Source organism: Nocardia sp. NPDC060255, from assembly GCF_042727395.1.
Classification (GTDB): domain Bacteria; phylum Actinomycetota; class Actinomycetes; order Mycobacteriales; family Mycobacteriaceae; genus Nocardia.
On sequence record NZ_JBHXAU010000021.1, the window covers coordinates 1 to 11694 of the forward strand.

Sequence of the window (11694 nt, forward strand, 5' to 3'; positions counted from 1 at the left end):
CCGCAAACGCCACGGCTACCGCACCCCCGCCCAAGTCCTCGACCAGCTACTGTCGAACCCCGACAACCCTGTTGCATCGACCCCTTGAACCTGCCTCGACCGATGCCTGCATCACTTCCCAGTGATCACCCGTCCAGCACGGCGTCAGGTGCGATCGTTGCCTCTTGTGGCATCGAGATCCGCTGCCGGATCCGACGGTGCTACTGCGCGTCAGGGGCGGCTGGGGTGGTCAGGGTGGAGCTGGACAGGACGCGTTGGACTGCGATCGCGATGACTACTCGGGTCGGGTTTTCGCGGGGGACTCGGTAGCGGCCTGCGTAGCGGGTTTCTGCCTCGGCGACGGCGTCCGGGTCGTCGAGCACGGTGGCCGGGCCCTCCAGGGTGAGCCAGCGTCGCCCCTCGACCTGGCTCACGGCCGCGTAACCGCCCCGGCGCACGTTGCGTACCTTCGCCGACCCGCCGTCGGTGATCACCCTGGCGATCCCGGCCGCCGGATCCCAGGTGAATCCCACCGCGACGACGTGCGGTGTCCCGTTGGCGCGCAACGTGGTCAACGTGGCGAGGTGCCGCTCGATGACGAACTCGAGCGCGGCGGGCGAAAGCTCTACGGTCTGCGTCGGCATCCTCCGACGGTAGCCGCCGCCTCGGGGCCTCCTCCGCAGGGGCGCGGCGACCGCACGATCTCGCTCAACCCGCAAGCCTGCCCCGTCTGGTCGAGCAGATGCCCGGGCGTGCTCTGCGGGTGCGCGGTGGCGGTAAAACGGCGAGGCAATCCGCGATGGCGTGTCCTCGATGAATCGCGGCGTGATGGACCGGACATTGCTGGCGAGATGGCTCAGTCCGGTCCCGTTGGTCGTGGGGTGACGCGGGTGGGCAGGGGTGGAATGACAGACTTAGCGGCATGGGATTGCGAGGGATTGCCGAGGGGACGGTGCTGCTGCTCGGTGGGCGCAGCGAGATCGGGCTCGAGGTGGCGCGGCGGCTGGCACCGGGGCAGGTGGTGATTCTCGCGGCCCGTCGCAGCGGCGACCTGGCGGCGCAGACCGCGGCGCTGACAGATGGTGGAGCGGCGGCCGTGCACTGCGTGGAGTTCGATGCCGACGACACGGCGAACCATCCGGCGTTCCTCGAGAAGATCGCGGCCGAGTACGGGCAGATCGGGGTGGCGGTGCTCGCCTTCGGCGTGCTCGGCGATCAGGCGCGGGCCGAACAGGATCCGGCGCACGCGCTCGCCGTCGTGCACACCGACTACGTCGCCCAGGTCAGCGTGCTCACCACGCTCGCGAATCTGCTTCGCGCGCAAGGCGAAGGACAGCTTGTCGTGTTCAGCTCGGTGGCGGGCGTGCGGGTCCGCCGGGCCAACTACGTGTACGGCTCGGCGAAGGCAGGCCTCGACGGTTTCGCCAGCGGACTCGCGGATGCGTTGTACGGCACCGGCGTTCACCTCCTGCTGGTGCGCACCGGCTTCGTCATCGGCCGGATGACCCAGGGCATGGACCCGGCCCCGTTCTCGAGCACCCCGGACCAGGTCGCCGCCGCCGTCGTCAAGGGCCTGCACAAGCGTGCGGGAGTGGTCTGGACGCCCGGCATCCTGCGCCCTGTCTTCTTTGGCATGCGCCTACTGCCCCAAGCGATCTGGCGCCGGATGCCGCGGTGAGCGGTACGGCAATGACCGATGCGTGGTCGGGGCCGCCGGTGGTGGTCGCCGGGATCGGGGCCGATGGGTGGGATGGGCTGGGGCGGGCGGCGCGGGAGGCTATTGCGTCCGCCGAGGTGATTTTCGGGTCGGTGCGGCAGCTTGGTCTTGTGGCGGAACGGGATTCGGTGGGGGAGCGGGTGGTGTGGCCGTCGCCGCTGGTGCCTGCGTTGGCCGGGTTGTTCGAGCGGTATGCCGGGGCGCGGGTGTGTGTGCTGGCCAGCGGGGATCCGATGTTTTACGGGATCGGGGTGACGTTGGCGCGGTTGCTGGGGGCCGATGCGCTGCGGGTTTTGCCGCAGCCGTCGTCGGCGTCGTTGGCGTGTGCGCGGTTGGGGTGGGGGTTGGCGGAGACGCCGGTGGTCAGTGTGGTGGGGCGGGCGCTGGAGACGGTGCTGCCGGAGTTGGGTGACGGGCGGCGGGTGCTGGTGCTCAGTGCCGATGAACACACGCCGGGATTGCTAGCGGAGTTGTTGGGGTGCAATGGGTTCGGGGATTCCTCGGTGACGGTGTTGGAGCAGTTGGGTGGTCCGGCGGAGCGGGTCGAGGCGGGGATCGCGAAGCAGTGGCAGCGACCCGCGGGAGATCCGCTGAACATCGTGGCGATCGAATGCGTCGCCGACCCGGAACATGTTCGGGCGACGCGATTGCCCGGCCTGCCCGATGAATTGTTCGGCGGCGATGGTCAACTCACCAAGAGCGAGGTGCGCGCGCTGACCCTGGCCGCATTGGCCCCCGCACCCGGGGAACTGCTGTGGGACATCGGCGGTGGCTCCGGCAGCATCGCCATCGAATGGTGCCGCACGCATCCCAGTTGCCGCGCACTGACTTTCGAACAACTCGAACGTCGGCGGCGCCAGATCGCGGACAACGCCGCTGCTTTGGGCGTCGCGCACATCACCGTCCACGGCGAGGTACTCGCGGAATTGCACGGCACCGCCGAATTCCCTTCGCCGGACGCCATTTTCCTCGGCGGTGGCCTCACCCAGCCTGGCCTGTTCGAGACATGCTGGTCGCAGCTGCGCCAGGGCGGCAGGCTGGTCGCCAACGCGGTGACCGCGGAATCCGAATCGCTGCTGCTCAGCTGGGCGGCCGGCCACGGCGGCACCTTGCGGAAGTTTCAGGTCTACCGTGCCGAGCCGCTGGGATCTTTCACGACGTGGCGCCCGCAACTGCCGGTCACGCAATGGTCAGTTGTGAAACTGCACAGTGCATGATCGCAAAATGAGGTCCACGGCCGAGAGGATTGCACCCCAGCGGGTAGGGTCGGGGCCGAGATCCGGTCATGATCGGAAATCCGGTTCCTGATGGGGAGATAGATGAAATACAAGAAGTTCGCCGCTACCGCACTTTTGGCCATCGCCGCGACCGGCGTCAGCGCGGGCACCGCGTATGCCGCGCCCGTTCCCGCGCCGCCCGCCGTGCAGGATCAAGCCGCCGCACCGACCGTCAAGGGCCAGGACCAGGGCATCAGCTACGACCTGCAGCTGGCCGACGCGGGCAAGTCGGTCGTCACCAACGTCACCGGCGGGGCGTTCAGCCTGGCCGCCGACAAGCAGTCGGTCACCTTGACGAATGCCGCTGGTGAGACAGTCACCACGATCCCGCTGACCCAAACGGCCAAGGGCGAGCAGGTGGCGATCGCCGCCGCCATCGCCGACGACGCCAAGCAGCTGACGCTGACCCCGCAGGTCGCACCGACTGCGAACGCCCCGGTCGCCGCCGAGTTCATCGGCGCGCAGGACTGGTTCTTCGCCGAGCTGCAGCGTAGTTCGCTGGGCGCGCTGGTCGGCGGATTGATCGGCGCCGCAGTCGGAATCCTGTTCTTCGGTGTCGGGATCCTGCCCGGTGCCGTGCTCGGCGCGATCATCGGCCTCGCCGTCGCGGGCGGGCCGTCGCTGCTGAACGCGGGCATCGCCTACTTCAGCGGCCAGCCCTGAAAACCCTGATTCTGGGCGGCACCCGGGAAGCCAGGGAACTCGCCGCCATCGCTTCCGGCGAGCAAGGATTCGACATCGTCTCCTCGCTCGCCGGCCGCGTTCGTGACCCCCTGTTGCCGGTCGGCGCGGTGCGCGTCGGCGGCTTCGGCGGGGTCGAGGGCCTGCGGGAATGGTTGGTGGCCAACGAGATCGAGGCCGTGGTCGATGCCACCCATCCGTTCGCGGGCATCATCAGCGCGAATGCCGCCGTGGCGGCAGCGGATCTGCCGCTCGTCCATCTTCGACGGCCCGGCTGGTCCGAACAGTCAGGCGACCAGTGGATTCGGGTACCCGACCGCACCGCCGCCGCGAAAATCGTTGAGGAGCAGGGCGATCGCGTCTTCTTGACCATCGGCCGCCAGGGCGTCGGCGCTTTCGCCGAGCTGACGCGCCCCTGGTTTCTGATCCGCGCCATCGATCCACCCGAGGGTGCGTTACCACCGAGACACGAATTACTGCTCGCCCGTGGACCTTTCACCGTCGATGAGGAAACCCGGCTGCTGACAGATCGGCGCATCGACCTGCTCGTCACCAAGGACAGCGGTGGCGACCAGACCGAGGCCAAGCTGACCGCCGCCCGCTCGGCGGGCCTGCCGGTGGTCATGATCGACCGGCCACCGTTGCCCGAGGGCGCCGTGGTCATGGAAAGTGTTGCCCAGGTCTGGGATTGGCTTCGCTCAGCCGCCGAGTAGTTCGGGCAGCCGGTCGAACCAGTCGAGTACCGCGCGTTCGTATCCGATGCCGAAATCCAGCGTCGCGCGGGCGAAGGCGGGCATGCAGCTGGGATCCTCGGTGAGGTATCGAGTGAGTCGCTCCTGGTGAATCTCCTTGTTGGCGGCGATCATTCGATCGAGATGCGGTCGATCGAGGTGGTCGCCGAAGGCAAGGGTCAGCAGTAATGGGAAGCGGATGTTTTCGCCGCCGGGTTCGCGGGCTATCCACTCCAGGAAGGCTTCCCGCCCCGCGTCGGTGATCAGGTAGGGGGTGCGCTCACGTGCGCCCGGCGCGCCCTTCTCCACCAAGCCCGCCGCGTCCATCGCACCGAGTTCCCGGTAGACCTGGCTTTGCGTGATCGTCCAGAAGTCGCCGATGCGTTGCTGGGCCTGGGCCACCAGATCCCAGCCCGACATGGGCCCTTCGTGCAGAAATCCGAGCAGCGACGCGGCCGTGGAGTTCAACGGCTTGCGGCTGGTCGCGGTGTTCGTCAACCGACTGCTCCCTTCGCTCTCAACCTTCCATAATGGAATGTTATACGAACGTGCGCCGGACCTCCCCGCCTGGCCTACTTGCCGGCCAGCTGATCGAGACGGGCGAGCACCAGCGCCATGCCCTCTTCCAACCGCGCTTGCCCGAGGCGCAGCTCGACGAGGTCTTCCTCGATTTTCTCGGCGCGCTCCTCGATCCGGTCGATGCCGTCGAGCGCCTTTCTGGTGAGAGCCGCGAGTTCGCTGAGAACGTCACCCTGCTCGTCGAGTGCTTGTTCGCCGGCGGTGGCTCGGGCCTCCAGGGCTCGGGCGCGCAGCGTCAGCTCCGACAGTGTCGCGGCCAAGATCCCTCCAATCGTCAGTGCGTCAGGAGATCTTACGCGTCGGGCGAGGTCGCGTCGCGTGTGCGTGTGTAGCGCCGCGAGGTGTAAACCCGGACCCCCTGGTCGGTTTCCAGCGTCGCGGTGGTGGACGCGCCGATGATCAGCAGGGTGCGCATGTCGACGTCGGCCGGGTCGAGGTCGCCGAGCGGTACCACGCGCACCGACTCGGCCGGCCCACCCACATCGCGGCCGAGCACCACGGGCGTGTCGGGCTTGCGATGCTCCAGCAGCAGGTCGCGCATGGCACCGACCTGCCAGGTGCGCTGGGACGAGGCGGGGTTGTAGACGGCGATCGCCATATCCGCGGCGGCCACTGCGGAAAGACGTTGGGCGACAACCTCCCACGGCTTGAGGCGATCCGAGAGGGAGATCATCGCGTAATCGTGACCGAGCGGCGCACCGACGCGGCTGGCCACCGCATTGGCCGCGGTGAGACCCGGCAGTACCCGCACCGGCACACCGCGCCACTGGGGATCGGCTGCTTCCTCCAGCACTGCCGCCGCCATCGCGAACACCCCCGGATCGCCCGACGACACCACCACGACCCGCGCGCCCCGCGTGGCCAGATCCAACGCCATAGCGGCGCGCTCCGACTCGACGCGATTGTCGCTCGCATGCCTGCGCTGGCCGGGGCGCAACGGCACCCGGTTCAGATAGGTGGTGTAACCGACGAGATCCGTTGCGTCGGCGAGTGCTTCGTGCACCTCGGTGGTCGTCCACTCGGCCGCACCGGGACCGAGGCCGACGACGACAACTTGACCAGGCTGATCGGCGCTGCGTTCTGGAGTGGCATTGTCGGCGGAATGATAGGCAGCCGAGCCGGATTCGTCGGTAGCTGCGGTGAAGGTAGCGCACAGTGCGGAGGTGGCGCGGGGTTCGGCCGTGCTGGTGGCAGTGCCCTTCGAGGCAGCGTTGCCAGTGAAATGATAGGCAGGCGAGCTGGGTTCGTCGGTGGCTGCGGTGAAAGTGGCGCGCAGTGCGGAGGTGGGGCGGGGTTCGGCCGTGTTGGTGGTAGTGCCCTTCGAGGCAGCATTGTCGGCGGAATGATGGGCGGGCGAGCTGGATTCGTAGGCTGGAGCGGCGGAACTAGCGAGCGGCGCGGAATTCTTCGCGGCACCGCGCTGGTCTGTCGTGGAGCCGTCGACGTGTGCGGCGGCCCTCGGCTGACCACCTGATTCGCGAGAGCTGATCGTCACTGAGTTGCGCGGCTCCGGGTGGGGTTCCGCTGCTCGAGGATTCGCATGCTCGGCGTGGTCGCCCGTCGACTCATGCTGCTTGACCGCAGGTTCGGTGTCCACGCGGGGGAGCGGTGTGGTCGGGGTCGGGCCGGGGACGAGGGTGATGGCGAAGTAGGGGACGTCCGCGTCATCGACGTCGGCGGCGCGCAGCACGCGTTGGCGGGTGCTGCTGGCGCGTTCGATGTAGTAGGCGTCGGCGAGGCGGCCGGAATCCGAAAGTGCCTGGCGCACACCTGGATAGGTGCGACCGAGCTTCATGATGGCGGCGGCCTCGGTGTCGCGGAGCCGACGGGTGAGCTCGTCGACCGGCATGGTGCCGGGCAGGATGGTCAGCACCTGCTCGCCCTCGACCAGCGGAGTGCCGAGCGCCGCCGAGGCCGCGCTCACCGAGGTGATGCCCGGAATGATCTCGGCCTCGAAGCGATCGGCCAACCGTCGGTGCATGTGCATGTAGGAGCTGTAGAACAATGGGTCACCCGCAGCGAGCAGCGCGACCGACCGCCCCGCCGCCAGATGCCCCGCCAGTCGCTGCGCGGCCTGCTCGTAGAACTCATCGATCGCACCCTGGTAACCGCCGGGATGATCGGTGGTCTCGGTGGTCACCGGATAGACGAGATGTTCCTCCAGCTGTCCCGGCCGCATATACGGCGCGGCAATGCCTTTGGAGATACTCCGTCCATGCCGCGCACTGTGGAACGCGATCACATCGGCCTCGGCGATGATTCGCGCCGCCTTCACCGTGACGAGCTCGGGATCGCCGGGACCGAGCCCAACGCCCCACAATTTGCCTGGCGTCGTACGTGATTCGGCCTCCATCGACGCCGCAGTGCCTATCGCGCGTTCGACCCGCATTGTGCCGGTGGATTGTCGGCCGGAGTCGTGGGCGGTGCCGTCGCGCTGCGTGCTATCCGATGTCGCGCTGCCGGATTCGAGGGTCGCTGCCGAGAAGGGCGCGTCCGTGCGGGAATCCGTGGCCTGTGCGTCATGCTTCGTGCTTGCCGAGCCTTCGCCGCCGAACCGCCTGCCTGCCAAGTTTTCTGCGCTGCCCACGTCGGTCCTCGCCGACTGGTCGCTGTTCGTCCCGTCCGTCATTCCTGTTCGCTCGCAATCGCATTCAGCGCCGACGCGGTGATGGCGCTGCCACCCCGCCGGCCGCGGACGGTCAGGAACTCGACGCCGCCGAAATCGATCAGCGCGTCCTTGGATTCCGCGGCACCGATGAAGCCGACGGGGATGCCGAGAATGGCGGCCGGTCGTGGCGCACCCGCGTCGAGCAGGTCGAGCAGGTGGAACAGCGCGGTCGGCGCGTTCCCGATGGCCACGACCGCACCGTCGAGGTGCTCGCGCCAGAGCTCGAGCGCGGCCGCGGAGCGCGTATTGCCCATGCTCGCAGCGAGTTCCGAGACGCGCGGATCGGCGAGCGTGCAGATCACCGGATTGTCGGCGGGCAGTCGCTTACGGGTGACACCGGAGGCAACCATGTTCGCGTCACACAGAATCGGCGCCCCCGCCCGCAACGCCGCCCGCGCCGAAGCCACCACACCCGGCGAAAACGCCACATCCCCGGCCAAATCCACCTGACCGCAGCCGTGGATCATCCGCACCACCACCTGCGCCACGTCCGGCGGGAACCTGTCGAGCTCCGCCTCGGCGCGGATCATCGCGAACGAGCGCCGGTAGATCTCGGCCCCGTCGGTGAGGTAGCTGGCACGCACGTCGGACATGCGGTCCACCCTAAGAGGTCGGCTCCCGGCCAGGTCGGCGCGGGTAGCTGGTGCAACCGGTTCGGCGCGGCAGTCGAGTCGGCGGGGTCAGGTGCGGGGGCGCTCGAGGATCCGGGACATCACGATCGAACTGCGGGTGCGCCCGACGCGGGCGTTCTCGCGGATTCGCTCGACGGTCACCTCGATTTCGGCCATGTCGGTGGCCATCACATGGATCAGCGCGTCGGCCTCGCCCGCGATCGTCCACACGCCGACGACCTGCGGAATCGGTTCCAGGGTGCGGCGCAGTTCGGCGGGGGAGATGTTGTCGCGGTAGTACACCTCGACGTATGCCTCGGTCTTCCAGCCCATCGCCGCCGGATTCACCATCGCGGTGAAACCGGTGATCTGTTTGCTCGCGACCATCTTGTCGACGCGCCGTTTCACCGCGGGCGCGGTGAGGCCGACCGCGCTGCCGATTTCCTGGAACGAGGCCCGTGCCTGTCTGAGGAGGTGCTCCAGAATCCGCCGGTCGATGTCGTCCACGTCACACTCGCTTCCTCGTCACACAACGATTCGATGTTTCAGGGCCAAAATGCGCAACGATTCGTTGTTCCTGGCGCAATAGTAGGCGAATTACCGTCGTGTGAGCCGCAAGATCGCGCCGACCTACGGGAGACACGTTGACGTCTGTAGCCACCCTCCGCGCCGAGTCCACCGCTCGTAAGTCGTCGCCGCGACGGTTCGTCATGTGCCGTCCGGACTACTTCGAGGTCACCTACTGCATCAATCCGTGGATGGATCCCGATGCGCCGGTCGACCGCGCCCTCGCCCTGCTGCAGTGGGAAACGCTGCGCGCCACCTACGAGGAGTACGGGCACAAGGTCGACGTGGTGCCCGGCGTGCCCGGCCTGCCCGACATGGTGTTCGCCGCCAACGGTGGCCTCATCGTCGGCGACCGCGCGATGTCGGCCAGGTTCACCCATGTGCAGCGGGCCGCCGAGGGCCCGGCTTACCACAACTGGTTCGCCCAGCACGGCCTCGCCGGACTGGTCGAGGCCGCCGAGATCAACGAGGGTGAGGGCGACTTCCTCCTGGTCGGCGAGCGGATGCTGGCCGGTATGGGCTTCCGCAGCTCGCTCGCCGCGCATCAGGAAGTGTCACAGCACTTTTCGCGCGAGGTGGTGTCGCTGGAGCTGGTCGACCCGCGCTTCTACCACCTCGACACCGTCCTGCTGCCCCTCGACGACACCACCATCGCCTACTTCCCGCCCGCCTTCAGCGCGGCGAGCCAGGCGGTGCTCACCGAGCTGTTCCCGAACGCCATCGTCGCCACCGACGCGGATGCCGAGGTACTCGGTTTGAACGGTGTCTCCGACGGATTGAACGTCTTCCTCAGCAACAAGGCCACGGCGCTGACCGAAGCCCTGCGCGCCCGCGGCTACAACCCGATCGGCATCGACATGTCGGAGCTCCTCAAGGCCGGCGGCAGCGTCAAGTGCTGCACCCTGGAAGTCCACGAATAACCAACGCAAAATCCGCACTCTCACTCGGGATCTGCACTCAGAATTCGGCCCTATTGCGAGTGCAAATCCCGAGAGAAAGTGCGGATTTTGGTTATTGGTGGGTCGAGTGCGGTGGTGGTCAGGTCGAGGACTGGCGGTAGCCGGTGTTGGTGGCGATGACGTCGGTGACGGGGCCGCGGGGGCGACCACAGCGGCGGTCGCAGCCGGACCAGTGTTGGCGACCGGCGACTGTCACCTCGTTTGCGTCGAGGATCGGGATGTCCTGGTGCGTGGGCGGATTCGGCTCCGCTGGAAGCACGCGTCCCGATTCGACGGCTGCTGTCACGTCGGCGCGGACATCGGTGAGTGACTTCGCGCAACCAGGGCGACCCGCGCAGGCGCTGACCTGCAGCCAGGGGGAGTTGGCGTCGAAGATCAGGTCCATCGGGGCGAGCACGCGGACCACTTGCTCGGCGGTCCATTCGTCCATATCGGTGATGACGAGGCTGCGCCAAGGGGTGATGAATATGGGACGCTCGATGGCGGCGATGAATTCGGCTGTGCGCACGGGCAGGGAGCCGAGACGAACTCCGGCACCGAGGCTGACCAATCCGTTGTCCTGATCCAGCCAGCCGATCGGAATATCCTGGGCCGCACCGACTTCCACTCGGTCAGCACCGCGAGTGAGGGCGAGCGTCTCGGCCACCCGTTCGGCACCGTTCTCGATATCGTGCAGACGCCACTGGCCCGCGTCATCGCCACGCAGGTCGAGGAATCCGTGCGCGGCGGCGAGCATCACATCCACCGCGTCAGCGGCCGAGATTCGAATGCCGGTGTCCCGCCCCGCGAGCAGCAGCGCGAATTCCTCTGCGCCCGTGGCGTGTACGCCGATATCGGCGCTGAGTCCACTGACGTCGCCACGCCCGTCATCGAGCGTGAACAGCACCCGCCCGGGCAATTCGGCCAGGCGCGGCGCGGCCAGCAGACCGGCATCGAGGACCGGAACCAGCGCGTGCACATCCGCCGAACCACCGATCCGACCGGACAATGGTGAGGCGACGATATTGCGCACCCGCTCATGGCGGTGACTCGGCAACAACCCGGCCGCCTCTAGCCGACCGGTCAGCGCCTCCGCATCCCGCACCTGCCGCAACTGCACATTCCCCCGCGACGTCAGCTCGATATTCCCGTCTCCGAGCTCCCGCGCCGCCTCCGCCAACACCAGCAACTGCCCCGGCGACACCCGTCCCCCCGGCACCCTTACCCGCGCCAACGGCCCATCGGCCGCCGCATGCAACCGCAGCACACCGGGACAGGAATCCGGACCACCTCGACTCATAGTCCACCCAGCGTACGTACCCCCACTGACCACCGACCACCGACGGCGACTTGACGTACGAAGGGGGCTCTTGACGCATGTTGCAGCGTGCGTCAAGAGCACCCTCCGTACGTCAAGTCGACAAGGGGCGATGGTGGTGATTAATGGCGAGCGGTGAACGGTGGGGATCGCTAATGTGAGACATATGTCTGAAATCTCTACCCTGGCAGATCGACTCGCGATTATCGACGTGGTTACCCGGATGTTCGTCTACACCGATCAGCGTCGTTGGAACGACCTGGTCGACGCCGTTTTCACGCCGAAGGTCGATTTCGACGGCGGGTTCGGCGGCCCGGTCGGCGAGCGGGACGCGGCCGACATCGTCGAGGACTGGCGGGTCGGGCTCGCTGATCTGGACGAGCTCCATCACCAGTCCGGGAATCATCTGATCGAGCTGGCGGGCGACACGGCCGACGTGCACGCGGACGCGATCGCGGTACACGTGAAGAACTCCGCTACCAACGGCAAGACCCGCACGTTCGTCGGCAGCTACGCCATCGGCGCCGAGCGGACTCCGAACGGCTGGCGCGTCAACAAGTTCCACTACCTCCTCAAAGTCATCGACGGAAACGCCGATCTGACCTGATCCGCGATGGGGTGACGCCAA

At 67.6% G+C, this 11694-nt stretch carries 12 protein-coding genes and 2 pseudogenes; 6 read left to right on the plus strand and 8 right to left on the minus strand.

Going from position 1 to position 11694, the window contains the following annotated elements:
* Positions 1 to 200 precede the first annotated feature (200 nt).
* Positions 201 to 623: a PPOX class F420-dependent oxidoreductase gene (locus tag ACFWF1_RS31180; RefSeq protein ID WP_379291995.1), complete on the minus strand. Its 423-nt coding sequence runs from the start codon at positions 621 to 623 to the stop codon at positions 201 to 203.
* A gap of 278 nt (positions 624 to 901) precedes the next feature.
* Between ACFWF1_RS31180 and ACFWF1_RS31185 the strand changes: the two genes are divergently transcribed.
* The 4 genes from ACFWF1_RS31185 (at position 902) to ACFWF1_RS31200 (ending at position 4367) form a co-directional block, all read left to right on the plus strand.
* Entirely contained in the window at positions 902 to 1657 is a 756-nt protein-coding gene (locus ACFWF1_RS31185; RefSeq protein WP_379291996.1) for an SDR family NAD(P)-dependent oxidoreductase, read from the plus strand.
* A gap of 11 nt (positions 1658 to 1668) precedes the next feature.
* On the plus strand, positions 1669 to 2913 hold the full coding sequence (gene cbiE, locus ACFWF1_RS31190) for a precorrin-6y C5,15-methyltransferase (decarboxylating) subunit CbiE (protein ID WP_379291997.1): 1245 nt from the start codon (positions 1669 to 1671) through the stop codon (positions 2911 to 2913).
* A 102-nt stretch (positions 2914 to 3015) separates the two neighbouring features.
* Positions 3016 to 3636 carry a hypothetical protein gene (locus ACFWF1_RS31195; protein WP_379291998.1) on the plus strand — a complete coding sequence of 207 codons (621 nt, stop codon included), beginning with the start codon at positions 3016 to 3018 and terminating at the stop codon, positions 3634 to 3636.
* Complete coding sequence (locus tag ACFWF1_RS31200) at positions 3633 to 4367, plus strand: cobalt-precorrin-6A reductase (protein ID WP_379292032.1); 735 nt, start codon at positions 3633 to 3635, stop codon at positions 4365 to 4367. The genes ACFWF1_RS31195 and ACFWF1_RS31200 overlap by 4 nt, the downstream gene beginning before the upstream one ends.
* Here ACFWF1_RS31200 and ACFWF1_RS31205 read toward each other — a convergent pair.
* The 6 genes and pseudogenes from ACFWF1_RS31205 to ACFWF1_RS31230 all read right to left on the minus strand — a co-directional run bounded on the left by ACFWF1_RS31205 (position 4353) and on the right by ACFWF1_RS31230 (position 8750).
* The gene (locus ACFWF1_RS31205) at positions 4353 to 4883 is read right to left on the minus strand and encodes a PadR family transcriptional regulator (protein WP_379291999.1); all 531 of its coding nucleotides are present in this window, start codon (positions 4881 to 4883) and stop codon (positions 4353 to 4355) included. The genes ACFWF1_RS31200 and ACFWF1_RS31205 overlap by 15 nt on opposite strands.
* A gap of 74 nt (positions 4884 to 4957) precedes the next feature.
* A complete protein-coding gene (locus ACFWF1_RS31210; RefSeq protein ID WP_379292000.1) occupies positions 4958 to 5224 on the minus strand; it encodes a hypothetical protein in 267 nt (88 codons plus the stop codon).
* Positions 5225 to 5256: 32 nt separating this feature from the next.
* Positions 5257 to 6027, minus strand: a pseudogene (gene cobJ / locus ACFWF1_RS31215) (precorrin-3B C(17)-methyltransferase); the annotation flags it as partial.
* Positions 6028 to 6546: 519 nt separating this feature from the next.
* Positions 6547 to 7317, minus strand: a pseudogene (locus ACFWF1_RS31220) (precorrin-2 C(20)-methyltransferase); the annotation flags it as partial.
* 272 nt (positions 7318 to 7589) lie between these two features.
* Positions 7590 to 8225: a precorrin-8X methylmutase gene (locus tag ACFWF1_RS31225; RefSeq protein ID WP_379292001.1), complete on the minus strand. Its 636-nt coding sequence runs from the start codon at positions 8223 to 8225 to the stop codon at positions 7590 to 7592.
* A gap of 87 nt (positions 8226 to 8312) precedes the next feature.
* On the minus strand, positions 8313 to 8750 hold the full coding sequence (locus ACFWF1_RS31230) for an Lrp/AsnC family transcriptional regulator (protein ID WP_379292002.1): 438 nt from the start codon (positions 8748 to 8750) through the stop codon (positions 8313 to 8315).
* A 137-nt stretch (positions 8751 to 8887) separates the two neighbouring features.
* On the opposite strand from ACFWF1_RS31230, the gene ddaH reads away from it, so the two are divergent.
* Entirely contained in the window at positions 8888 to 9730 is an 843-nt protein-coding gene (ddaH, locus tag ACFWF1_RS31235) for a dimethylargininase (RefSeq protein WP_379292003.1), read from the plus strand.
* 118 nt (positions 9731 to 9848) lie between these two features.
* On the opposite strand, the gene ACFWF1_RS31240 is transcribed toward ddaH, so the two are convergent.
* Positions 9849 to 11048 (minus strand): precorrin-3B synthase, encoded by a 1200-nt coding sequence (locus tag ACFWF1_RS31240; RefSeq protein ID WP_379292004.1) that lies wholly within the window; start codon positions 11046 to 11048, stop codon positions 9849 to 9851.
* 184 nt (positions 11049 to 11232) lie between these two features.
* Here ACFWF1_RS31240 and ACFWF1_RS31245 point away from each other — a divergent pair, with 184 nt between their 5' ends.
* Positions 11233 to 11673, plus strand: a complete 441-nt coding sequence (locus ACFWF1_RS31245; RefSeq protein ID WP_379292005.1) for a nuclear transport factor 2 family protein — start codon at positions 11233 to 11235, stop codon at positions 11671 to 11673.
* Positions 11674 to 11694: the final 21 nt, after the last annotated feature.

What these genes read in the sequence shown, in the direction of transcription:
- ACFWF1_RS31180 (WP_379291995.1), bottom strand. Translation starts at nt 623, where the DNA reads ATGCCGACGCAGACCGTAGAGCTTTCGCCCGCCGCGCTCGAGTTCGTC.
- ACFWF1_RS31185 (WP_379291996.1), top strand. Translation starts at nt 902, where the DNA reads ATGGGATTGCGAGGGATTGCCGAGGGGACGGTGCTGCTGCTCGGTGGG.
- cbiE (WP_379291997.1), top strand. Translation starts at nt 1,669, where the DNA reads ATGACCGATGCGTGGTCGGGGCCGCCGGTGGTGGTCGCCGGGATCGGG.
- ACFWF1_RS31195 (WP_379291998.1), top strand. Translation starts at nt 3,016, where the DNA reads ATGAAATACAAGAAGTTCGCCGCTACCGCACTTTTGGCCATCGCCGCG.
- ACFWF1_RS31225 (WP_379292001.1), bottom strand. Translation starts at nt 8,225, where the DNA reads ATGTCCGACGTGCGTGCCAGCTACCTCACCGACGGGGCCGAGATCTAC.
- ACFWF1_RS31240 (WP_379292004.1), bottom strand. Translation starts at nt 11,048, where the DNA reads ATGAGTCGAGGTGGTCCGGATTCCTGTCCCGGTGTGCTGCGGTTGCAT.
- ACFWF1_RS31245 (WP_379292005.1), top strand. Translation starts at nt 11,233, where the DNA reads ATGTCTGAAATCTCTACCCTGGCAGATCGACTCGCGATTATCGACGTG.